Here is a 22,151-nt window from a genome sequence, read left to right on the forward strand (position 1 = left end):
TTCCTCATTCATCGAGGGTTGCCTATTCCGCCGGCGCTTCGACGGCTTCCCGCGAGCGGCCAAGCGTGACCTTCGCCAGCGCGAACGATATCACCGCGCAGAGCGTGATGCCGGCGACCATCGGAAACGGCGTGCCGTCGAAGAACACGCCGGCAACGCCCATGGCAAGCGCGCCGATGGCAAAGTGCAGCGTGCCCATCAGTGCCGACGCCGTGCCAGCAATCTCGCCATGCTCTTCCATCGCCAGCACCGATGTGGTCGGGATAACCAGGCCGAGGAAGCCGTAGCCGACGAACAGCAGGGCCGCCATCACATCGAGCCGGTCGACGCCCGTCGCCATGATGGCGAACAGCACAACCATCGTCGTGGCGTAGCCGGTCACCGCCACCCACACCACGCGCTTCAGCCCGAACCGTTCGGAAAGCAGGCCGGTCAGTTGCGACATGCCGATGAAGGCAACCGCATTGATCGAGAAGAACACGCTATAGACCGAAGGCGACAGCCCATAATGGTCGATCAGGATGAAGGACGAGCTCGACAGGTAGACGAAGAAGCTCGCAATGCCGAAGCCGGCGATCGCCACCAGGCCGAGGAAATTACGGTCGCCCATCAGGAAGCGGTAGCCGGCAAGCGCGGTTCCGAAGGAGGAACCGACCCGTTCTTCCGCCGGCCGCGTCTCTTTCAGCGAGGTGGCCAGGAGAATGGTGGCGAGCACGGCCGCGCCGGTCACCGTCCAGAATACGGCGCGCCAGCCGAAATTCTCGATGATCTGGCTGCCGGTCAGCGGCGCCAGGATCGGCGACACCGAAAACACCAGCATCAGCAGCGACATCAGCTTGGCGGCCTCATTGCCGGTGTGCAGGTCGCGCACGATGGCGCGCGGAATGGCCATGCCGGCGCTGGCCCCAAGACCTTGCAGGAAGCGGAAGGCGATCAGCCACTCGATGGTCGGCGCCATTGCCGAGCCGATGCCGCCGACCATGAACAGCCCCAGGCCGCCATAGAGCGGCAGCTTGCGGCCGACCATGTCGGAGATCGGCCCAACGACGATCTGGCCGAAGCCCATCGATAGGAAGAAGATCAAAAGGCTCATCTGCACGGCGGCGGTGCCGGCATGCAGATCTGTGCCGATCGACGGCAGTGCGGGCAGATACATGTCGATGGCGAACGGGCCGATGGCGGACAACAGGCCGAGTACGACCGCGATGCGGAGGAATTTGGGACTCATGATATTGGCTTCTTTCGAATCTGGTTATCGCCGCCAGGCGACGTCTACCCCAGGACGTTCCATCCCGTGGGATTCCGACTCCTGGAGAGAATTTATTCGTCCCTCTGGAGTGAAATCCCCTTATGTCGTGTCCACAAATTTAGACAGCCTTGTCTAAATCGTCAATCACCTCTATATAGATTTTCATGAGACCGGGCGTTTCTCCTGACACTTTCCCGCCACGCGGCCACGAGGCCAAGCGCCTGTCGATCGTCGACGCCGCCGCCGGAGTGTTCTGCCGAGAAGGCTTCGCCGGTGCCAACATCGACCTGATCGCGATTGAGGCGGGCGTGTCACGCCAGACCGTCTACAACCACCATGGCGACAAGGAAAAGCTGTTCATCGCCGTCGTGCGCGACCTGACCGAGCGCTGCAACGCCGGCATCTTCGCCACCATTGCCACCTTCCCCGATCAGCCTGGGGATATCGAAGCGGACCTGATCGGTTTTGCCGTGCGCCTGAACCAGAATTGCATCTGCAACCGCGACGGAAAATTCCTGCGCAAGCTTATCCAGACCGAAGGCGAGCGCTATCCCGAGCTCTTTGCCGAGTGGCGTAAACAGGGCCCGGGCCGGACATGGCCGGCAATCGCCGCCCGTTTCGCCCGCCTCGCCTATGGCGGCCACCTCACGATCGACGATCCCGACGTCGCGGCACGCCAGTTCCTCGGCCTCGTCAATGCCGAATTGCAGACCACCTTCATGCTTGGCGGCACGCCGCGCGAGGACGAGGTGGTGCAATCGGCAACGAACGGCGTGCGCACCTTCCTGCGCGCTTTCGGCAAGCGCCCTTCCCCGGCCGGCGCGAAAAAGCACACTGCGCTGGCTAACGCATAACATTTGCGGTTGCGGCGAAGCCGCCTTGCCGATCAAATCGTTGGCAATAGTCTTCGCTTCGGCGCGGCGGCGGTCTATATCAGGTTTACGCCGCGCCCAAGCTTGATTACAGCTATGCGGACGATTCAACGGAACCCGACCCAACTCATGGCCGACGACCACATCCGCTACGACATACTGGCCCAGGAGGCGTTGCGCGGCGTCATGCGCAAGGTCCTGGCCGAGGTCGCGCGCACCGGCCTCCCCGGCAATCATCATTTCTTCATCACCTTCCTGACCGGCGCGCCCGGCGTGCGCGTGTCGTCGCGCCTGCGCGAGCGCTATCCCGAGCAGATGACCATCGTCATCCAGTTCCAGTATTGGGACCTGAAGGTGACCGACACCGGCTTCGAGGTCGGTCTCTCTTTCTCCGACGTGCCGGAGAAACTCGAGATCCCGTTCTCGGCCGTCCGTGGGTTCTACGATCCCTCGGTCAATTTCGAACTCGAATTCGACGTCAAGACCGACGCGCAGCCCGAAGAGGAACCGGCAGCACCGGCCCCCGAGCCGCTGACCATCGTCTCCGAGAAGAAGCCGAAGGCCGAGAAGAAGGCCGCCGCCGAAGCGGAGAAGAAGCCCGCGGCCGCCGATGCCGGCACCAAGGGCGCAGAAGTGGTCTCACTCGACGCCTTCCGCAAAAAATAGGCTCGCGGTCCATGGCCGATATCGTCAACCTTCGTCAGCTCCGCAAACAGAAGGCGCGGGCCGACAAGGAACAAATGGCCAGCCAGAATTGCGCCTTGCACGGCCGCACCAAGGCCGAAAAGCAACGCGACCGCCTGATCGCCGACAAGAGCGAAAGGTTCGTTGCCGACCATCGCCGCGAGAAGCCCAGCCAATCCGACGGTCAATGAGCGCCGTCGAAAAGCGCTCGGTGACCATTCGCGGCCATCGCACCAGCTATTCCCTCGAAAAACCGTTCTATGACGACCTCCTCGCCATCGCGGCGGCGAGAAAGCTGACACTCGCCGCCCTTGTCGCCGAAATTGACGCGACCCGGCCGCGCGATGCCAACCTGTCCTCGGCGCTGAGGCTCTATGTCCTGGAGTGGGCGAAGCACGGGACGAACGCCTGAACTAGGCACTGTCAGCCACGTCTGCCTTTTTCCTGCGTCTGGTACCGAAGCCGAGCAAGGTCGAGCGCTCACGCTCCTCGGCCTGCTTGCGAGAGCGCACGCGCATCAGATCCTTCCAGCCGACATAGCCGACCAGCCTTCCGTCCTCACGCGCCACGACCGGCAGATGCGAGACATTGGCCGTCAACAGTTTGTCCGAAAGACCTTCCAGATATTCGTCGGGATAGGCCAGCGTCACCTTGCTTCCGGCCAACAACTCCTCCAGCGTCGTCGTCCGGTGCTTGCCGGCGCGGCGCCAGCGCAGGATCGCCGGCGGATCGATGAGCCCGAGCACCTGCCTGTTTTCATCGACCACGGGAAAACTCGGATGCCGGGTTTCCGGCGCGGTCAGGAAGGCGGCCGCGCCATGCAGCGTCATCGTCGCCGGCACGCTCTCGACTTCCGATGTCATCACCTCACGCACCCTGGTGAGCGCGAATGGATCGACGCGATATTCGCGCACGAGGTGGTGCCCTCGCCTGGCGATCTTCTCGGTCAGGATCGAACGCTTCATCAGGAGCACGGTGACGGCATGCGCCGCCGCACAGGCCGCGATCAGCGGCACCAGCACATGCGTGTTGCCGGTCAGCTCGACGGCGAAGAAAGTGGCTGTCAGCGGCGCGCGCATTGTGCCGCCCATGGTGGCGGCCATGGCCAACAGCGCCCAGAAGCCCGGGTCCGCCGCCGGCAGGATCCCGGCAAGCACCGCGCCCATTGCGCCACCCATGATCAACAGCGGCGCCAGCACGCCGCCCGAGGTTCCCGAGCCGAGCGCCACCGACCAGATCACGGCCTTAACCACCAGCAGCAGGAGCGCCGCGGTCGCGATCGTGCGGCCGTCCAGCATGTCGGCGATGTTGTCATACCCCACGCCGAGCGCCCGTGGGTCGATCAATCCGCCTATGCCGACCACCAGGCCGCCGAGCATCGGCCACCACATCCAGTGGATGGGCAGCTTCTGGAAGCCGTCCTCGCACGCATAGACCATCTGCGTCAGCAGTCCGGACAACAGACCGGCGCAGATGCCGACCAGCACCCAGCCGCCAAGGCCGACGAGGGAAACCGCCATGCTGCCCTGGAACGGAAAGATCGGCCCCGGCATATGCAGGATCGTGCGCTCCACCTCCGCCACGATGGCCGCCACCGCCACGGGAATGAAGCTGCGCGGCGTCCATTCGAACAAAAGCAGTTCCACCGCCAGCATGATGGCCGCGATCGGTGTGCCGAACACGGTGGTCATGCCGGCCGCCGCTCCCGCGACCAGCAGCGTCTTGCGCTCATTGTCTGAGACCGGCAGCATCTGCGCGATCAGCGAGCCGATGGCGCCGCCGGTCATGATGATCGGCCCCTCGGCGCCGAACGGCCCGCCGGAGCCGATCGAGATCGCCGACGACAGCGGCTTCAGGATAGCCACCTTCGCATCCAGTCTGGAGCGCCCGAGCAGGATCGCCTCGATCGCCTCGGGAATGCCGTGACCGCGGATCTTCTCGCTGCCATAGCGCGCCATCAGGCCGATGATCAGCGCGCCGATGACCGGAACGATGACGGCGGCAAGCCCGAGCGGCGTATCCTGCAGCTTCAGCTCGGCAAGCGAGAACTGACCGAAATAGGCGAGGTTGGTGGCCAGCCGGATCAGCTTCAGAAGCACGATGCCGGCAAACAGCCCGGCGGTCGCCACCACCACCGCTATCGCGGCGACGAGCAGCACTCTGGCATCCGTGGTGAAATCTCTGAGATGACCGGGATTAGTGTTGTGGGTCTTCATGGTGGCTTTGCTTCCCGGCGGCGGCCGTGTCTGATTTTTTGCGGCACGGTCGAAGTGGCCAGCCGGTTATCGGTCGGATATGTATCGTAACACGATATATCTGTTCAAGCTCATTCCGCCCGAAATTTCGTTTGAGCTTTCACCGGAAAACGAAGACATCTCCGATATGACGCAGCCACCCAAGACACCACGCCCCGCCATCAGGCAATCCGACTACGAGCGGCTGTCCGAATTCCGCTACCTGATCCGCCGCTTCCTCGAATTCAGCCAGGTGCAGGCCGAGGAGGCCGGCCTGACCCCGCGCCAGCACCAGGCGCTGCTGGCGATCAAGGGATATCCGGGCGGCGGGCCGGTGACGGTGGGCGACCTGGCGGAACGCCTGCGCATCCGCCACCACAGTGCCGTCGAACTGGTCAACCGCCTCGGCGAGGCAGGACTGGTCGCACGAGATCAGGACAAGGACGATCATCGCCGCGTACTGCTGCGGCTGACCGAGCGCGCCGACGATTGCCTGGCCGAGTTGTCTGCCGCGCATCTCGACGAGCTCTCGCGCATAGAACCCATGCTGCGGCGCCTGCTCGATGGGGGCCAAGACTGACGCCCGGCGTCCGTGCGGGCCGATACCGAGCTATTTTTTTCGAATGCGAATCCTTTGGCCTGGCCGCGGCGTCTTGGACAGGTGAGAGCCAAGGAGCCGATGCTATGAAACACCATTTGATACGCTACAAGACGAAGCCGGACCGGGCCGACGAGAACGAGCGCCTAGTCAAGGCCGTGTTCGAGGAACTGCGCGGCAAATCGCCGGAAGGCGTTCGCTACATGACCTGGCGCTCCGGCGACGGCACTTTCGTCCATCTCGTCGAGATCGAAACCGACGAGCATGCCGACGTCATCCCCGGGCTTGCCGCTTTCGAGGCCTTCCAAAATGGCATCAGGGATCGCTGCATCGAACCGCCGCATCGTGACGTGATGACAGTGGTGGGCCATTATCGGATGCTGGACGAGCAGCCTGAATAAACCACGTCAAGAACGGCCGGTGCATGAACAGTCAAGGCGAAGTCCGCGAGCCTTTCGACCGCTTGTTCGGCGAATTGCGCCCCAAGCTGCACCGCTATTGCGCCCGCATGACAGGCTCGGTCGTCGATGGCGAGGACGTCTTGCAGGAGGCGCTGGCCAAGGCATTCGAGGCCTTGCTCAATGCCGGCCCGATCGCCAATCCCGAAGGCTGGCTGTTCCGCATCGCCCACAATGCGGCGCTCGATTTCCTGCGCCGCCGCGCCCGCGAGAGGGCCTTCTCCGACGAGGAGCCGGACATGATCGCCGACCCGGCAAATTCCATCGCCGACCGGCAGGCCGCGGCAGCCGGATTGCACAGTTTCATGCGCCTTCCCGTCGCGCAACGAAGCAGCGTCATCATGATGGACGTCCTGGGCTATTCGCTGCAGGAGATCAGCACCATGCTCGACACCAGCATCCCCGCGATCAAGGCCGCGCTGCACCGTGGCCGAGGCCGGTTGCGTGAGATCGCCGACGAACAGGACGATCGTCCTGTTCCCAGGCTGAGTGCATCGGAGCGCCTGTTGCTCGACGCCTATGTCGATCGCTTCAACGCCCGCGATTTCGACGCCGTGCGGGATATGCTGGCCGACGAAGTGCGGCTGGAACTGGTTGGCAAGGCAAGGCTGAATGGCCGCAAGGAGGTGGCAACCTATTTCGGCAATTATTCCCGGGTGCAGGATTGGCATTTCGCGCCTGGTTTCGTCGAAGACCGTCCGGCAATCCTCGTGCGCGATCCCAACGACCCGAAGGCAGCGCCGACATACTTCATCCTGCTGGGTTGGCAGGGCGACAAGCTTGCCACCATCCGCGACTTCCGCCACGCCAGATACGTCGCTGACGGCGCCGAAACGTTTCTTCTTTGAGACGATTGCCAGACGGCGAGCAACCGGAAAGCCCAGTCCTACCGCCTACTGCAGCGACTTCAGCAGATTGTCGACAGTGAACGGATTGGCTTTCGGCTTGGCCGGAGGCGGATTGTCGTTGGCGGGCACCCGCTCGGCCTTGGGCGCCTGTTCCGCCGCCTTGCGCTCGGCTTCGAGCCTGGCTTTTTCCTGAGAGGCAATGCGCATCGCCTCCTCCGCCTTCTGGCGCTCCTGCTCGGCCTGCGCCTTCTCCGCCTCGTCCGCTGCCTGCTGTTCCGCCGCCGCCTTAGCCTCGGCATCGGCCTTGGCTTTCGCGTCTGCATCCGCCTTGGCTTTCGCTTCCGCGTCGGCCTTCGCCTTGGCATCCGCTTCAGCCTGGGCCTGAGCGTCGGCTTCCGCTTTCGCCTTGGCGTCGGCTTCTGCTTTCAGGCGCGCCGCTTCCTCCTGCTGGCGCAATTCTTCCGCGGCCTTGTCGCGGGCATCCTGAAGTGCCGCGTAGTAGCGCACCTCGCGCCGCAGCCGCTGTTTCTCCAGCAGCGCGGCCTGCATCGCCTCGACGCGTTGCTGTTCTTTTTCCAGCGCGCGCTGGGTCAGGAACTGCGCCAGCGGCTCGCTGTCGAACTGCCGCTTCACGGCACCGAACGGCCCCTCGGCGGTGAAATTCACGACCGGCTCGGAGCCGACCAGCGCTTCGTCGCCGGGCCGATAGGTGACCGCGCCCTTGGCCGAAACCGTGCTGGCATTAAGGTCGGCCGTGATGTCGGCCGACAAGGTCGCCGCCGGATTTTCAAGGCTGATCGGCGGCGCTCGCAGCGTGCCGCCGGCAATCGTGAAGGCGACCTCGGCGTCCTTTGCGGCGAAGCTGCCGTCGGCTGCGATGTCAGGCACGAAGCCAGCGGTCTTGGTCGCGTCGATATCGCGGCCGATCGCATCCGCCTTGGCGAGGAATGCGCCGAACGCATCAGGATTGACGCCGGCGATCTGCAAGCCCTTCAGCGTCGCCGTGCCGGATCCCGACAGAGCGGCGATCATCGCGTCGACCGACTTGCCGCTGGTCGACAGCGTCGTCGAGAAATCGCCACTGCCGCCGATGCCCGCATTCGGCAACACATCAGCCAGGTCGGCACCCGCCAGTTTCATCTGTCCGGTGAAAAGCCCGGTGCCCTCATTGTTCTTCAACTCGAACAGGCCGGAGAGCGCCCCGCCGAGGAATTTGGCTTTGAGGTCGGCGACCCGAATGCCTTCCGGGTCGAGCTTGAGCGAGAAGGCCGCGTCATAGGCGGTGGCCAACGGGCCGGCGGCAAGCGAAGCCGTGGTCAGGTCGAGATCGGCGGTGAACGGCAGGCTGGACTTCTGGCTGAACGGCGCCGACGGCCATGCACCGGCCTTCTCACTCTTGTCGGCCTCACTCTTGTCGGCATTGTCACTCTTGCCGGCGCCGTTCTTGTCCAAGAGAAAAGCGGAATCGCCAAACAGTGCCACCGCCATCGGATCGAGGTCAAGTTCGTCGAGCGCCAGCGCACCGGCCAGATGCGGCACGCCATCCTTGCCGTCGACCCCCTGCTTGATATCGAGGTTGATGTCGCCGGAAACAGCCGCCTCGTCGATGGCGCCGCTGAGCCCGGAGAGCACCAGCAGGCCATTGCCGTAATCGGCCTGCGCGGCCAGCGATGTCGACATGCCGGCGCCCATGCCGGGCAGGCCAACGCCCGTCGTCATCAGCCAAGGTTCGATGTCGGAGGCGTCGAGATTGACCTTGCCCTTGGCCGTCGGACCTTGCGGCGTGTCCGCGACCGTTCCCTCGAAGCCGGCCTTGAAGTCGTTACCGGCAAGGCTGAAGCTCGTCGCCAGGCCGCCGCCAAACGTGCCCTTGGCCTGGATATCGGTACTTGCTTCGCCCAGCATGCCGAGTGGCAGCGCCGGCAGGCCATAGAGTGCCAGCAAGGCGGTTGCGTCCGGGTTCCTGGCCGTGAAAGTCAGTGTCACCGGCGCGTCGGCAAGCTTGTCCACCGCGCCCCTTCCCGACAGCGACGCCGAAAACGCCGAGCCGCCGGCCTTGCCCTGCCCGCTGACCGCCAGGCCCGTGGTGCCATCGCCATTGTCGGCCGCACTGGCCACGAGGTCGATGCGCGCATCCTGGAACAGGTCGGGATAAGCGGCGGCGCGGCCCGCGAGCCCCTTCAGCACGGCATTGTCAGGATAGTGCTGCGCGGCGACATCGATCAGCGGCTTCAGGTCGACCGCGACCACCGAGGCGTCGAGCTTGCCGGTAGGGCTCGCCGGAAAATCCTTGATCCGGCCCGTGGCGCTGATCGAGGAACCGGCCAGTCCGCCGACCGAAAGCCTGTCGATTTCGAGCAGCCCGTCCCGCAGCCTGAGCGCGGTATCGACCGTGTCGGCGGTCAAGCCACCGGCGCTGACCGGGCCGGCCTTGATCTGGAAATCGAGGTCGCTGCTGGCAAAACGGTTGGCGCCCTTGTCGCTGACGAAGATCGAGGCGAAAGCCGCCAGCCCGTCAACATCGAGATCACCGCCCTCGAGCCGCATCAGCACCGAGGGCTTTGCGTCGTCAGGCTGGCTGGAATCGATGCGGCCGGAAAACTTCGCCTTGCCCAGGATCAATTCGAGATCGCTGAAGGATTGATGGTTTTCCGAGAGATCGACCTTGGCCTTGAACCCGGCGGCAGGCAGACGGCGGATCGCTTCGTCCACATCCTTCGACAGCCAGGCTGCGAAACCCGAAGGTTGCGCCACGGCCAGCAGCAACGAGCCGGTGAAGCCGAAATGGCCCTGCACGTTGAGCATGACCTTGCCATCGGCTTCCAGCCTGGTGCGGCCCGGCAAGGTCGCGGCCAGTGATTTCACCGACCAGCCGTCACCGACCGGCTCGGCGGAAAGATGAACGTCGCGCACCGTGGTGTCGCCGGCCACCACCGCCGGCAGCTTGACCTCGACCGTGCCGGGAATGGTCGGCTTCGGCAGATCGAGCAGCGCCTGTTCGAGCCCGGCGATACGCTGGTCCAGTGTCAGGCCCGCGCCAGCCGGCGCACCCACCGCCTCGTCGAACTGCACCTGCGCGCCATTGGCTTCGATGGCGAAGCTCGGTTTCTGGCCGAGATCGACCGAAGCCTTGCCGTCGGCGGTGTAGGGATTCTCGAGCGGACCGGTCTCGAAACGGAATTCATCGACGCCAAGCTTCTGGTGGTCGAGTGAGAACTTGCCGTTCAGCCGGAATCCCGGATCGGGCTTGCCGGCGCTGACCTTGACCGTCTCGCCATCCGTGCCGCGCAGCTCGGCTGAATTCTTGCCAGCACCATTCTTGTCGGCACCCGAAATCTTGAACTGGCCGGAATAGCCGGCGGCGCCGTTGACGATGCCGGCATTGCCGTCGGTCTCGATGACCAGCGGATAGGCATCGGGGTCCGCCTTCACCCGCAACCGCATCTGCCCGGAGGGTTCGGCCTTGCCGGTCGACGCCGCGACCGTGGTCCGCAACCCGTCCAGCCGCAACGTGCCGTCCATGTGCCAAGGGCCGGCCAGCGACTTGGCCGAAATGGTCGAGTTGATGTCGGAAAAGATGTGGCTGCGGCCGCCTGCGGCATGGCGCAGTTCGACCTGCCCTTCCGTCACCGTCAGCTTCTCGATCGAAATCTGGCCGGGGTCGAAGGGTGAGGACGGGCGCATCGCCCAGTCGACGGTTCCATTGGCGGCGATGTCTATGGTCGCCTTCGGCCGCACCAGCCGCATGTCGAAGATCAGCACCTCGCCGCGCAGGAAGGGCGCCAGTTCGGCATCCATCGAAAACGTCTCGACGGTCATGGCCGGCTGGCCGTCGGGGCCACCGGCGACGGCGACGTTGGAAAAGGTCACCGAGGGGAACGGCAACAGCCTTGCCGTGGCGTCGCCCTGCACGGTGACCTTGCGGCCGAGGATGGCGCTTGCCTCGCGCTCGAACTCGGCGCGGTAGCCGGTCCAGTCGACGAAGTACGGCACCACCAGCGCCGCAAGCAGCACCAGCACGAACAGGCCACCGAAGATCACGAACAGGCGTGCGAGCATCCGCTCCGAACAGGTTGATTGAAATTCTGCCGCACTCTACCCGCATCCGCGTGTCGATAAAGAGGCAATTCATCCTGTGTTGCGTCACGTCGGACGATCTGAAACAAATTCTGGAAAAAGCGGAGATTCTCGGATGTCGGGCAAGAACTGGGATCGCGTGCCGATCGATGCGCAGAGTGTCGAGGCCCCGCTATCGCAGTCGGCGATTTTCCTTGTCGTCACCGTCGCCGGCGAACAGCCGGCCCTGGCCAGGGTTTGCTCCGTGCTCGGCGAACTCGACGACCTGGTCAAGACTGTCGGATTCCGCGATCTTGGCGGGCGCCTGTCGTGCATCGCCGGCATCGGCAGCGATCTCTGGGACCGGCTCAGCCCCGGCCGGCGACCGCTGGAGCTGAAGCCGTTCGCGCCGATCAAGGGCGCGGTCCATTCGGCGCCAACAACATCGGGCGACCTGCTCTTTCATATCCGCGCCGAGCGGCCCGACATGTGCTTCGAATTCGAACGTATCCTGCTCGACAGGCTTGGTCCCGGCGTGACCGTCGTCGACGAAGTGACGGGCTTTCGTTATTTCGATGCCCGCGACCTGCTCGGTTTTGTCGACGGCACCGCAAACCCGACCGGCCTCGATCTGCCAGCCTCGGCGCTGGTCGGTGACGAGGATGCCGACTTCGCCGGCGGCAGCTATGTCGTGGTCCAGAAATATCTGCACGATATGCAGGCCTGGGCGCGCATTCCGACTCCCGAGCAGGAGGCGATCATCGGCCGCACCAAGATCGACAACATCGAAATCGATGACGACGACGCGCCCCGCAAATCGCACAAGTCGCTGGCCACCATCGAAGATGCCGACGGCAACGAATACGACATATTGCGCGACAACATGCCGTTCGGCAGGCCAGGGCAGAACGAGTTCGGAACCTACTTCATCGGCTACAGCAGGTATCTCTGGGTCACCGAGAAAATGCTGCAGCGCATGTATGTCGGCGATCCGCCGGGCGCCTACGACCGGCTGCTCGATGTCTCTACGCCGCACACCGGCACGACCTTCTTTGCCCCGACCCGCCCCATGCTGCAGACGCTTGTGCAGGACGCCCAGGAGCAGCTTCGCCCTGCACAGTAGAGCAGCGGCTGGCGGCTTCTATCCGCGGCCCTTCAACGTGCGTCGCGCTTTGCCTGAGCCACCTTGGCCGCCTTGCGCTGGCGGCCGAGTTCCGCCGGTCGAACCAGACTTGGAACCTTCCGGTTGGCCACGGCCCGCATTCCCTTGTGCGCCGTGCGCGAATTGTGCGCGGGACCGTCCGGGGCTTTCTGCTTCAGGGCCAGCGCCTTGCGCGCGTTGTCGACCAGTGAAATGCGCGCCGCCAGTTGCCGGCGCCGTTCGGCCTCGCCGTTCAACCGCCGCATCGCCATCGCCAGCACCGCGAGCTTCATTTGCGAGCCGCCGTCGGCCTTCGAGGGTGCCGCACCTTTCGCCACGCCCTTGCCGCGTATCTCGCGCCGCCGGCGATGTGCTTCGGTCTGCGCCTTGTCGCGCCGCTCCCGCAGCAGCTTGACCAGGCCGGAAAGGTCGGAGTCGGAAAGCTCCTGCACCGCCGGATGGTGCGACTTCTCCACCATCTCGTGTTCGTCGGCGCTCAGCGCGCGCGCTTCTTCCTTGCGTGAAATAGCCATGACAGTCCTCCTCAGCCGGCACGCCTTGTTGGCTCCAAGCCTATTGAGCGCTGAGTCTCTGCCCCAAAACCGCAGCGGTCAAGAAGCCTTCCGACGCGCCCGCACGACGCCGATGCCGCGCCAATCAACTCGCGGTTCGGCGGCGCAGGTATCCGCAGACCAAGTCTATGAGCTCCGCTCGCAATGCCGGCGAATCAAGCTCGCCATGTCGCGCCGCGGCATGCACGACCCCTTCGACCGCGCCCGACAGCACGCGCCCGGCAAAGTCATCGCGCTCGGGATCGGGCTTGCCTGAGGCGGATGCAATCACGACCTGGTAGCGGCGCAGATATTCCGCTTCGAACTGATCCTGCGTCGAGCGGGCGGCAAGTGGCACTTCGTCGAGCAGGACGCGGTGTAGGTGCTGATCGACACTGTGAGCAGCGACGACCCCGTCGATCAGCTTCGCCACGCGCTGCTCGAGCATGCCCGCTCCGACGCGCTCATCTGAACTGGATATGGCGGCGAGCACTGCATCGAGGTGGCGTTTGCGGATCTCCTCCGCCAGCGCCAGCTTGTTGGGGAAATACTGATAGAGCGAGCCGACGCTGACACCGGCGGCCGAAGCCGTCTCATTGGTGGTGAAATGCGCCCAGCCGCGCCGCGCCAGAACGCGAGCCGCGGCCTCGACGATGGTATCCACTGTCGCGCGGGAACGCTGCTGCCGTGGTGCTTTGCGCACGCTTTCATGCCGTAAGGGAACGCGAGTAGCCATGGTCAGGCTTTTTCACCAAAATGCGAATGTCCGCTCACATTTATTCAAGAAGCGCAACAGGCAAGTCAATGAGAGGCCACTATGAGCAGCAAGACACTGCTTCTATCCCTGTTCGGCTACAAATCCTGGGCTGATGATGAACTCCTCGCTCTTTTGGCCGACGTCGAAAACGACGTGACCGACGAGCAACTCGTCGCGATCCTTGAAACCATCAATCACGCGCATGTCGTCGACAGGATCTTTATGTCGAACATCCAGAAGAGGACGCACGGCTATCGGGACACGGGCACCAGCAGCACGCCGAAGCTCGCCGAATTGTCCGAGGCGATCATCGAAACCGACCGCTGGTACCTCCGCTATGTCGAACAGGTGGAACCGGAAGAACTGGCGGAGACGATCACCTTCAGCTTTACTGACGGCGCCTCGGGACAAATGTCGCGCGAAGAGATGCTCGCGCACGTCATAACCCACGGTGCCTATCATCGTGGCGAGGTTGGCCGCATGGTGACCCAGCTATCGAAGCCGTCTTCCCCTGACACGTTCACGGGCTATCTCCACCAGGCCGAGCCCGCACGCCGCGCATCAATGTGAGCAGGGGTATCCGGGCGTGGAGATGCCAGCCCTGTGCCGGCCCTCCAGCTAGTGCTGCGTCGGGTCCGGCAGTATCTTACCGGGATTCATGATATCAAGCGGATCGAGCGCCTGCTTGATGGTGCGCATGATGTCGACGCCATGGCCGAGTTCATGGCGCAGGAAGCCGATCTTGCCCTGGCCGATGCCGTGCTCGCCGGTGCAGGTGCCCTCCATGGCGATCGCCCGCATGTTGAGCCGCGCGACGAATTTTTCCGACAGCGCGATTTCCTTGGGATCGTTCACATCCATCAGCACCAGCACGTGGAAATTGCCGTCGCCGGCATGGCCGACGATCGGCGCGATCAGCCCCATCTCGGCGATATCGGCCTCGGTTTCCATGACGCATTCGGCAAAGCGCGATATCGGCACACAGACATCGGTCGACAGGCCCTTGGCGCCCGGCCGCAAGGTCAGCGACGCCCAGTAGGCGTCGTGCCTCGCCTTCCACAATTTCGTCCGCTCCTCGGCGACGCTGGTCCACAGGAACGGCCCGCCGCCATTCTCTTCCGCGATCATGCCGAAGGTCTGGGCCTGCTCGGCGACACCGGCATCGCTGCCATGGAATTCCACGAACAGGCACGGGCTCTCGGGATAGTCGAGCTTGGAATAAGTCTTCATCGCCCGCATCTGCAGCGCATTGACCAGTTCGATGCGCGCCACCGGAATGCCCATCTGGATCGTCGCGATGACGGCGTTGCAGGCCGCCTCGACGCTCGGAAACGGACAGACGCCGCCCGAGATCGCCTGCGGAATACCCTGCAGCTTCAAGGTCAGCGCGGTGATGATGCCGAGCGTGCCTTCCGAGCCGACCAGCAGCCGGGTCAGATCATAGCCCGCCGAACTCTTCTTCGCCCGTTTGCCGGTCGTCACCGTCTCGCCGTCGGCCATGACGGCGGTTAGCGACAGCACGTTCTCACGCATCGTCCCGTAGCGCACCGCATTGGTGCCGGAGGCCCGCGTCGCCGCCATGCCGCCGAGCGAGGCATTGGCGCCCGGATCGATCGGGAAGAACAGGCCGGTGTCGCGCAAATGCCGGTTCAGATCCTCACGCGTCACGCCGGGTTCGACGGTGCAGTCGAGATCCTGTGGATTGACCGAAAGAATGCGGTTCATCCGCGACATATCGACCGAGATGCCGCCACCGGGCGCATTGGTGTGGCCTTCCAGCGACGAACCGACGCCAAACGCGATCACCGGCACGCGATGCGCGGCGCAGGCGCGCACGACTTCCTGCACCTCGGCCGTGGTCTCGGGGAAAGCCACGCCGTCGGGCGCCTGCGTCGGAATGTAAGTGGTCGTATGCGCGTGCTGCGAGCGGATGGCCTGTCCGGTCTGGAAGCGCTCGCCCAGCCACTGCTTGAGGATGCCGAGCACGGCGGTAATGCCTTCCTCGTTGCGTTCGACCGGATTGAGGTCGCTCAGGGCCATGAAATCCTCCGCGAATGGACCAGCATGCATGCTTGTTATGCGACTATGGATGCGTAGTCTCCGCAACCACGCTCTGTCCAGCACCAGAACAAGGAAGTTTCGATGTCCATCTCCGCGCCCTTCGTCTCCAGGCCCATGGACATCGAGAAGGACTGGATCGATTACAACGGCCATCTCAACATGGCCTATTACAACGTGCTGTTCGACCGCTGCTCGGACGAGGCATTCGAGGCGATGGGCATGGGGCTGGACTATGTGAAAGAGCGGCGGCTCACCATCTACACCGCCGAAGTCCATGTCTGTTACGTGCAGGAACTGCACCTGGACCACAAGGTCATGGTCTCTTTCCAGCTGATCGATCATGACGAGAAGCGGCTGCGGGCCTACCAGGAGATCCGCCATGTCGATGGCTGGCTCGCCGCCACTTCCGAGACCTTGTCATTGCATGTCGACATGTCGGGGCCGAAGGTGGCGCCCTTCCCGGCCGATGTGCTGGCCAGGATCGAGGCCATGCGCGCCGCCCATTCGGTGCTGCCGATGCCCGAACGCGCCGGCCGCTCGATTGGAATCAAGCGCAAGTAGGGCGAAGCCGGCATTCATCTCGGCCCCATTAGCGCGAAGACCGGGCTGGCTTCAAAGCCACACCCGAAACTCAAAATCGCAGAACCTCGGATAACCGCCGGCACCCGCGCTTGAAGCGGGTTCGCACCGGCGTTAACCTTACCGAGGTTTTAACGGGAACAAGCCAATTGAGCCGTTGAACGACTCAGCGGAGCGGTCGAAAACGTCCGCACAAGGGTTGTTTTAGCGGGCGGCGGGGCGAAGCCGGTTCGAGGAACGTGCATGAAAACCGACATCAAGGTCGAGGTGGACAGGCTGGCCGCCGATCCGCGCATATCAGACTATGATTTCTGGCGTTCGCTCAAGAATGTCGACAACGAGATCTTTCACATCGCCAACAACAACGAACCGATTCCATTCGACATGATCCGCTGGCGCAGCATCCTGAAGCGCGCCCGCCTGAAGCGCGGCCATGCATAGCGAGGCGGAGGGATCAAATCCCCAGCTTCACGGCTGCCGCCTGATCGCCGCCAGCGGTGAGCGCGCGATCACCGGCGATGACTGGATGATCGCCGTATTGGTCATCGCATGGGGGATGATGCGGTCGATCACCCGTTCGAGTTCGGCGACCGAGCCGACATGCGCCAGCGCGATGAAACAGTCCTCGCCGGTCACCCGGTCGCATTGCGCGATTTCCGGCAGGTCGCGGATGATCTCGGCCACGACGGCCAATTGCCCGGGCACCGGCCGGATGCGCAACCATGCCGATAGTTGCAGGCCAAGCGCCGCGGGATTGATCTTGACGCAATAGGCTTCGATCACCCCGTTTTCCTGCAGCCGCTTGATGCGCTCGGCCACACTCGGCGCCGACAGGCCGACCGAGCGCGCCAGTTCCGCCGTGCTGGCGCGCGCATCCTTCTCCAGCAGGCGCAGGATCTTCATGTCGGCCGCATCGAGGTCGGTATTTTCGCTTCGAAGGCGTTTCATGGAAAACTCCTTGCTTCCGGGGAAGAAATGATCGGACAAGCGGATCATCATCCATATAAATCGGGACGATCGGCTACGATACTGGTCTCATGGACGACCCGAGGCAAGCACCGCATTCCAGTTTTACCGCAGTCAGCCCTACGGCTGTCCGCCCGGCCCTTGCCGGCCCCGCACGCACCGGGCTGGCGACAAGACTGCCGCCGCATCTCTGGTTCGCGGTCAGCGCGGTCTTCCACTATCTCGGGCCGGCCTTCGCCGTGCTGCTTTTCCCGCATGTCGGCGTGCTCGGCATGGCTTGCCTGCGCATCGCCACCGCGGCGCTGATCTTCGCGCCGCTGACCCGCCCTTGGCGAACCTTCGCCCGTGCCGGCCCTCGGACGCGGCTCCTGCTCATTGCCTTCGGCGCCTGCCTGGCGGTGATGAACTGCTCGTTCTACTTGGCGCTTGACCGCTTGCCGATTTCGCTGGTGGCGGCGATCGAGTTCGTCGGCACCATCGGCATTGCGCTGGTCGGCCTAAGGAGCGCCCGCAATCTGGCCGCTCTCGCCATCGCCGTCACCGGCACCTTGCTGTTGATTGACGTCAAATGGTCCAGCGACCCGGTCGGGCTGTTCTGGTCTTTCCTCAACGGCGCGCTCTTTGTCGGCTACATCGTGCTTGGCCACCGTGTCGCCCGCGCGGGCGCCGGCGACGGGATCGCCGGCCTGGGTGCCGCCATGGCGGTCGCCTTCGTTGTCGTGCTTCCGATCGGTGTCACCGACGCGCTGCCCGCCTTCTTCTCGCCGCCGCTGCTCATCGCGGCAATAGGCGTTGGCATCTGTTCTTCGGTCATCCCGTATATCTGCGATCAGCTCGCCATGGCGCGGTTGCCGCGCGCGAGCTTTGCGCTGATGCAGTCGCTGCTGCCGGTCACCGCGACGCTGATCGGCATCGTCGTGCTGCGCCAGATTCCCGGCCCGACCGATTGCCTCGGCATCGCGCTGGTCGTGGCCGGCGTTGCCTTCCACAAACCAGTGGCTGATCGTGCCTAGGCCAGCTTCTGCTTGAGGAAGGCGATCGTCCTGCCCCAGGCGAGGTCGGCCGCCTTCTTGTCGTAGCGCGCCGCCGAGGTGTCGTTGTTGAAGGCATGGTTGGCGCCTTCATAGACATAGACCGTGTATTCGACATGCGCGGCGTCGAGTTCCTTCTTGAAAGCATCGATGCCGGCGTTGGTGCGCTCGTCCAAGCCCGCATAATGCAGCAGCAGCGCAGCCTTGATCTTCGACGCGTCGGCGGCCTTGGGCTGCATGCCGTAATAAGCGACGCTGGCGGCGAGATCGGGCGCGTTGACGGCCAGCATGTTGGCGGTGCCGCCGCCCCAGCAGAAGCCGATGGCGCCGACCTTGCCATTGCCGTCCTTGTCGGCCTTGAGGAAGGCGACCGTCGCCACGCCGTTGGCAACGGTCTGCGCCGCATCGAGTTTCCCGAACATGTCGCGCGCCTTGTCCTCATCAGTGGGCGTGCCGCCGAGCGGCGACAGGAAATCGGGCGCGAGTGCCAAGAAGCCCTCCAGCGCCACGCGCCGGGCGACGTCGCGGATATGCGGGTTGAGCCCCCTGTTTTCATGGATGACGATGACGGTACCGAGCTTGCCGGTCTGGTTTGCCGGTTTGACCAGATAGCCTTTCATCTCGCCCCCGCTGCCGGGATAGGTGATGTCCTCGCCCTTCACGCGGGGATCGTTTTCGGCCACGATCGCCGCCTGGGCGGAGTTCGCCGCCAGCATCGGCACGATCGCGGCGGCCGCGGCACCCGATCCGGCAAGCCTGGTCAACTGCTCCATGAAGCGGCGGCGATCCAGCGTGAGATGCGTGTATTCGTCATAGGCGTCGATCATCGCCTGGGTGATGACGGGTTTGGTGGTGACGTTGGCCATCGGCTTCCTCGCTCTCTCGGCTTCGGTGTCCTTGCCGGGCGCAAGATAGGGGCGAGCCTCTCATCGTCCAGTCACCGGACCGTGACATCTCGCTGTCCTCCCGGCCGCCAATCGGTCGGCTGGAAGATCATCACGTTTTTGTCATCGGTGACAAATCTTGATGGCGCTGCCACAATAGTGGGGGAAACTGGCTTGCCGGCCGCCTTTGGCGGCCACGGTCCTATAGGCCCGATCTGAAAGGAACAATACCGATGACCATGGCCTCGCCGATCCTGGCAACCGCCTTTGTGGCAGCAGTGGCGGCCGTTCTGGCGATGCGCGCGGCTGTTGTCGCGGCGAGCCGCAAGTCCATGGTCAAGGTCCGCAGCCGCCGGCGTCAGCGCGCAAACACGAAATCCCAAGGTTGAGGTGAAGTCATGAACGTCCAGGACATCGTGAACACCGTCTCGCAGAAGGCCGGTCTTGACCAGGCTACGACCGAAAAGGTCGTCGGCACCATTTTCTCGGTGCTGGAGCACGAGGCCGAAGGCACCAGCGCGTCTTCGTTTTTCGCCAAGATCCCCGGCGCCGACGACCTTGCGCACCAATATGACGTCATGGCCGCCGCGCCGGCCGGCGGCGGCGGCTTCCTGTCGTCGCTGCAAGGCGCGCTTGGCGGCGTTCTCGGTGAGAAAGCCGGCGCACTGGTCAACGGCCTCGCCGCGCTCAAGGCATCCGGCCTCGACATGGCGCAGATCCAGAAGGCCGGCGAGACGCTGGTCCAGCAGGCCGAGGCCGCCGCCGGCCCCGATTTGACCAACCAGGTGCTCGGTTCGGTGCCCAGCCTGAAGGCCCATCTGGGGCTCGGCTGATCGTCGGATCGCCGAACCCCGGCACCGCCTATTTCGGCAGCGCGTAGGCCATCACATAATCGCCCGGCTTGGTGCCCACCGAGCCGTGGCCGCCGGCGACGATGACCACGAACTGCCGCCCGTCGGCGACCGTATAGGTCATCGGCGTCGATTGCCCTCCGGCCGGCAGCCGCGCCCGCCAGAGCTGCTTGCCCGATGTCAGGTCGTAGGCGCGCAGATAGTCGTCGACGGCGGCACCCAGGAAGGCAACACCGCCGGCCGTGATCATCGGTCCGCCAATGCCGGGCACCCCGACCTTCAGCGGCAACGGCAGTGGCGTCATGTCGTAGACGGTGCCGTTGCGGTGCTTGTAGGCAATGGTACCGGTCCGAAGATCGACGCCAGCGACATAGCCCCAGGGCGGCGCCTGGCACGGAATGCCGAGCGGCGACAGGAACGGTCCCATCACCACCGCATAGGGCGCGCCGTCATTGCGGTTCAGCCCCTGCTCGCTGCCCTTGGTGTCGCCCGGCGGCGGCACGTCGGCGCGGGGGATCAGCCTGGACGTGAAGGCGAGATAGGTCGGCATGCCGAACATCACCTGCCGCACCGGATCGACCGCAACGCCACCCCAGTTGAAAGTGCCGAAATTGCCGGGGTAGACCAGCGATCCCTGCAGCGAGGGCGGCGTGTAGCGGCCTTCATAGCGCAATTTATGGAGCGCGATCCGGCAGGCCAGTTGGTCGAACATGGTGATGCCCCACATATCGGCCTCGGTCAGCGGCGGCGGGCTGAAGGAAAGGTCGGATGCCGGCTGCGTCGGCGATGTGTGATCTCCTCCGATGGCGCCGCCCGGCGCTGGCACGTCCTTGACGGGGATGACCGGCTCGCCGGTGCGCCGGTCGAGCACATAGAGGTCGCCCTGCTTGGTCGGCCCGACGAGGGCGGGCACGACGGAGCCGTCAGCCTTGGTGATGTCGATCAGGCTCGGCTGCGCCGGCACGTCCATGTCCCAGAGGTCATGGTGCACGGTCTGGCGCACCCATTTCAACTGCCCGGTATTGAGGTCGAGCGCGGTGATCGAGGAGGAGAATTTCTCGACATTGGCGCTGCGGCCCATGCCGAGCTGGTCCGGCGTCTGGTTGCCGAGCGGCACGTAGAGCAGGCCGAGTTTCTCGTCGGCGCTCGGCGTCGACCACATATTGGGCGAGTTGGCGGTGTAGGTCTGGTCGGCCGGCAGCGGCGTCGTCTGGTCCGGATTGCCGGAATCCCAGTTCCACAGCAGCTTTCCGGTGCTCGCATCGTAGGCGCGGATGACGCCGGACGGCTCCTGCGTCGAATAATTGTCGTTGACCGCGCCGCCGGCGATGATCTTGCCGCCCGCGATCAGCGGCGCCGAAGTCGAGTAGTAATAGCCCGACTTCGGATACGGCATGTTGGCCAACAGATTGAGCGTGCCGCCCTCGGCGAAGGCCGGGCAAACCTGCCCGTTGACGGCGTCGAGCGCGATCAGCCGGGCATCCGAGGTCGGCAGGTAGACGCGCGCAGCGCAGGGCTGACCGGCGGCGCCCGCGGCATCGGCATAATAGGAGACCCCACGGCAGGTCTGGTGCTGGCGGTCCTTGTCGAGCTTGACCTTGGGGTCGTAGCGCCACTTCTCCTTACCGGTCGCCGCATCGACGGCGATGGCGAAGTTGTGCGGCGTGCAGATATAGAGCGTGTCGCCAATTTTAAGTGGCGTCACCTGGTAGGTGGTCTCGCCGACATCGTCCGGGCCCTTCACGTCACCGGTGCGGTAGGTCCAGGCCGGCTGCAGATTGGCGACATTGTCCGGCGTGATCTGGTCGAGCGGCGAATAGCGCTGGCCGAACTGCGTGCGCCCGTAATAGTGCCATTCGCCCGCCGGCACATCGCCGCCGAGATTGGCGTTGGGAATCACCTTGTCGGGGTCGAGCGCGCCGCCGATGTCCTTCGGGTCCGTGGTCATCGAATAGCCGGCCACCGCCAGCGATGCCAGCACGGCAAGGATCAGAGGCGCGCGGCCGTCCGGACCGGCAAGGCCCCGCCGCGCCCACGGCGTCAGCAGCCACAGCGCCACCAGCACGATGATGCCGCCGCGCGGGCCGAGTTCCCACCAGTCGAAGCCGGTTTCCCAGACCGCCCAGGCCAGCGTGCCGATCACGATTGCCGCATAGAGCCAGAGCGCCGTGGAACGGCGCCGGTAGAGCAGCCAGGCGGCGATCAGGAAGGCGAGACCGACAATGATGTAGTACCAGCTGCCGCCCAGCGAGACCAACCAGATACCGCCGGCGCCGACCGCCAGGCCGATGAGGAAGAGGATGAGGGAGGTGATGGTGACAGCCAAGATGA

23 protein-coding genes are annotated in these 22,151 nt (G+C 64.4%); 14 read left to right on the forward strand and 9 right to left on the reverse strand.

Annotated features, from left to right (window positions below; genetic code table 11):
* Window positions 1-22: 22 nt before the first annotated feature.
* Window positions 23-1,228 carry a multidrug effflux MFS transporter gene (locus O7A60_RS02820; protein ID WP_337104928.1) on the reverse strand — a complete coding sequence of 402 codons (1,206 nt, stop codon included), beginning with the start codon at window positions 1,226-1,228 and terminating at the stop codon, window positions 23-25.
* A gap of 185 nt (window positions 1,229-1,413) precedes the next feature.
* On the opposite strand from O7A60_RS02820, the gene O7A60_RS02825 reads away from it, so the two are divergent.
* The 4 genes from O7A60_RS02825 (at window position 1,414) to O7A60_RS02840 (ending at window position 3,217) form a co-directional block, all read left to right on the forward strand.
* A complete protein-coding gene (locus O7A60_RS02825; RefSeq protein WP_140715886.1) occupies window positions 1,414-2,103 on the forward strand; it encodes a TetR/AcrR family transcriptional regulator in 690 nt (229 codons plus the stop codon).
* 147 nt (window positions 2,104-2,250) lie between these two features.
* Window positions 2,251-2,787 carry an SspB family protein gene (locus O7A60_RS02830; protein WP_337104929.1) on the forward strand — a complete coding sequence of 179 codons (537 nt, stop codon included), beginning with the start codon at window positions 2,251-2,253 and terminating at the stop codon, window positions 2,785-2,787.
* A gap of 11 nt (window positions 2,788-2,798) precedes the next feature.
* The gene (locus O7A60_RS02835) at window positions 2,799-2,996 is read left to right on the forward strand and encodes a DUF4169 family protein (RefSeq protein WP_337104930.1); all 198 of its coding nucleotides are present in this window, start codon (window positions 2,799-2,801) and stop codon (window positions 2,994-2,996) included.
* Window positions 2,993-3,217, forward strand: a complete 225-nt coding sequence (locus O7A60_RS02840) for a ribbon-helix-helix domain-containing protein (protein WP_337104931.1) — start codon at window positions 2,993-2,995, stop codon at window positions 3,215-3,217. Before O7A60_RS02835 ends, O7A60_RS02840 begins: the two co-directional genes overlap by 4 nt.
* 1 nt (window position 3,218) lies before the next feature.
* Here the strand turns inward: O7A60_RS02840 and O7A60_RS02845 are convergent, their stop codons facing one another.
* Window positions 3,219-5,021, reverse strand: coding sequence for a chloride channel protein (locus O7A60_RS02845; RefSeq protein ID WP_337104932.1), 1,803 nt, complete (start codon window positions 5,019-5,021; stop codon window positions 3,219-3,221).
* 166 nt (window positions 5,022-5,187) lie between these two features.
* Between O7A60_RS02845 and O7A60_RS02850 the strand changes: the two genes are divergently transcribed.
* The 3 genes from O7A60_RS02850 to O7A60_RS02860 all read left to right on the forward strand — a co-directional run bounded on the left by O7A60_RS02850 (window position 5,188) and on the right by O7A60_RS02860 (window position 6,943).
* Window positions 5,188-5,619, forward strand: a complete 432-nt coding sequence (locus O7A60_RS02850; RefSeq protein ID WP_337104933.1) for a MarR family winged helix-turn-helix transcriptional regulator — start codon at window positions 5,188-5,190, stop codon at window positions 5,617-5,619.
* Window positions 5,620-5,723: 104 nt separating this feature from the next.
* Window positions 5,724-6,038: a hypothetical protein gene (locus tag O7A60_RS02855; protein ID WP_337104934.1), complete on the forward strand. Its 315-nt coding sequence runs from the start codon at window positions 5,724-5,726 to the stop codon at window positions 6,036-6,038.
* Between the two features lie 23 nt (window positions 6,039-6,061).
* Complete coding sequence (locus O7A60_RS02860) at window positions 6,062-6,943, forward strand: sigma-70 family RNA polymerase sigma factor (RefSeq protein WP_337104935.1); 882 nt, start codon at window positions 6,062-6,064, stop codon at window positions 6,941-6,943.
* A gap of 45 nt (window positions 6,944-6,988) precedes the next feature.
* Here O7A60_RS02860 and O7A60_RS02865 read toward each other — a convergent pair whose 3' ends face one another.
* Window positions 6,989-11,002 carry an AsmA family protein gene (locus O7A60_RS02865; RefSeq protein WP_337104936.1) on the reverse strand — a complete coding sequence of 1,338 codons (4,014 nt, stop codon included), beginning with the start codon at window positions 11,000-11,002 and terminating at the stop codon, window positions 6,989-6,991.
* A gap of 133 nt (window positions 11,003-11,135) precedes the next feature.
* Here O7A60_RS02865 and O7A60_RS02870 point away from each other — a divergent pair, with 133 nt between their 5' ends.
* A complete protein-coding gene (locus O7A60_RS02870) occupies window positions 11,136-12,122 on the forward strand; it encodes a Dyp-type peroxidase (RefSeq protein ID WP_337104937.1) in 987 nt (328 codons plus the stop codon).
* A 32-nt stretch (window positions 12,123-12,154) separates the two neighbouring features.
* Here the strand turns inward: O7A60_RS02870 and O7A60_RS02875 are convergent, their stop codons facing one another.
* Window positions 12,155-12,673 (reverse strand): hypothetical protein, encoded by a 519-nt coding sequence (locus O7A60_RS02875; protein WP_337104938.1) that lies wholly within the window; start codon window positions 12,671-12,673, stop codon window positions 12,155-12,157.
* 124 nt (window positions 12,674-12,797) lie between these two features.
* Window positions 12,798-13,394: a TetR/AcrR family transcriptional regulator gene (locus tag O7A60_RS02880; protein ID WP_337104939.1), complete on the reverse strand. Its 597-nt coding sequence runs from the start codon at window positions 13,392-13,394 to the stop codon at window positions 12,798-12,800.
* 114 nt (window positions 13,395-13,508) lie between these two features.
* Here O7A60_RS02880 and O7A60_RS02885 point away from each other — a divergent pair, with 114 nt between their 5' ends.
* Window positions 13,509-14,018 carry a DinB family protein gene (locus tag O7A60_RS02885; protein WP_337104940.1) on the forward strand — a complete coding sequence of 170 codons (510 nt, stop codon included), beginning with the start codon at window positions 13,509-13,511 and terminating at the stop codon, window positions 14,016-14,018.
* Between the two features lie 48 nt (window positions 14,019-14,066).
* Here O7A60_RS02885 and O7A60_RS02890 read toward each other — a convergent pair whose 3' ends face one another.
* On the reverse strand, window positions 14,067-15,488 hold the full coding sequence (locus O7A60_RS02890; RefSeq protein WP_337104941.1) for an FAD-binding oxidoreductase: 1,422 nt from the start codon (window positions 15,486-15,488) through the stop codon (window positions 14,067-14,069).
* A 102-nt stretch (window positions 15,489-15,590) separates the two neighbouring features.
* Between O7A60_RS02890 and O7A60_RS02895 the strand changes: the two genes are divergently transcribed.
* Together O7A60_RS02895 and O7A60_RS02900 are read left to right on the forward strand one after the other, a co-directional pair.
* A complete protein-coding gene (locus tag O7A60_RS02895) occupies window positions 15,591-16,070 on the forward strand; it encodes a thioesterase family protein (RefSeq protein ID WP_337104942.1) in 480 nt (159 codons plus the stop codon).
* 261 nt (window positions 16,071-16,331) lie between these two features.
* Window positions 16,332-16,529, forward strand: a complete 198-nt coding sequence (locus O7A60_RS02900; RefSeq protein ID WP_015317249.1) for a hypothetical protein — start codon at window positions 16,332-16,334, stop codon at window positions 16,527-16,529.
* A 27-nt stretch (window positions 16,530-16,556) separates the two neighbouring features.
* Here the strand turns inward: O7A60_RS02900 and O7A60_RS02905 are convergent, their stop codons facing one another.
* On the reverse strand, window positions 16,557-17,036 hold the full coding sequence (locus O7A60_RS02905) for an Lrp/AsnC family transcriptional regulator (RefSeq protein WP_337104943.1): 480 nt from the start codon (window positions 17,034-17,036) through the stop codon (window positions 16,557-16,559).
* A gap of 89 nt (window positions 17,037-17,125) precedes the next feature.
* Between O7A60_RS02905 and O7A60_RS02910 the strand changes: the two genes are divergently transcribed.
* A complete protein-coding gene (locus tag O7A60_RS02910; protein ID WP_337104944.1) occupies window positions 17,126-18,067 on the forward strand; it encodes an EamA family transporter in 942 nt (313 codons plus the stop codon).
* On the opposite strand, the gene O7A60_RS02915 is transcribed toward O7A60_RS02910, so the two are convergent.
* Entirely contained in the window at window positions 18,064-18,951 is an 888-nt protein-coding gene (locus O7A60_RS02915; protein WP_337104945.1) for a dienelactone hydrolase family protein, read from the reverse strand. The genes O7A60_RS02910 and O7A60_RS02915 overlap by 4 nt on opposite strands.
* A gap of 251 nt (window positions 18,952-19,202) precedes the next feature.
* Between O7A60_RS02915 and O7A60_RS02920 the strand changes: the two genes are divergently transcribed.
* Together O7A60_RS02920 and O7A60_RS02925 are read left to right on the forward strand one after the other, a co-directional pair.
* Window positions 19,203-19,358 carry a hypothetical protein gene (locus O7A60_RS02920; protein ID WP_337104946.1) on the forward strand — a complete coding sequence of 52 codons (156 nt, stop codon included), beginning with the start codon at window positions 19,203-19,205 and terminating at the stop codon, window positions 19,356-19,358.
* 9 nt (window positions 19,359-19,367) lie between these two features.
* Complete coding sequence (locus tag O7A60_RS02925; RefSeq protein ID WP_337104947.1) at window positions 19,368-19,802, forward strand: hypothetical protein; 435 nt, start codon at window positions 19,368-19,370, stop codon at window positions 19,800-19,802.
* Between the two features lie 28 nt (window positions 19,803-19,830).
* On the opposite strand, the gene O7A60_RS02930 is transcribed toward O7A60_RS02925, so the two are convergent.
* Window positions 19,831-22,146, reverse strand: coding sequence for a glucose/quinate/shikimate family membrane-bound PQQ-dependent dehydrogenase (locus O7A60_RS02930; protein ID WP_337104948.1), 2,316 nt, complete (start codon window positions 22,144-22,146; stop codon window positions 19,831-19,833).
* Between the last annotated feature and the right edge of the window lie 5 nt (window positions 22,147-22,151).

The organism is Mesorhizobium salmacidum (SeqCode), from assembly GCF_037179605.1.
GTDB classification, from domain to species: Bacteria; Pseudomonadota; Alphaproteobacteria; order Rhizobiales; family Rhizobiaceae; genus Mesorhizobium; species Mesorhizobium salmacidum.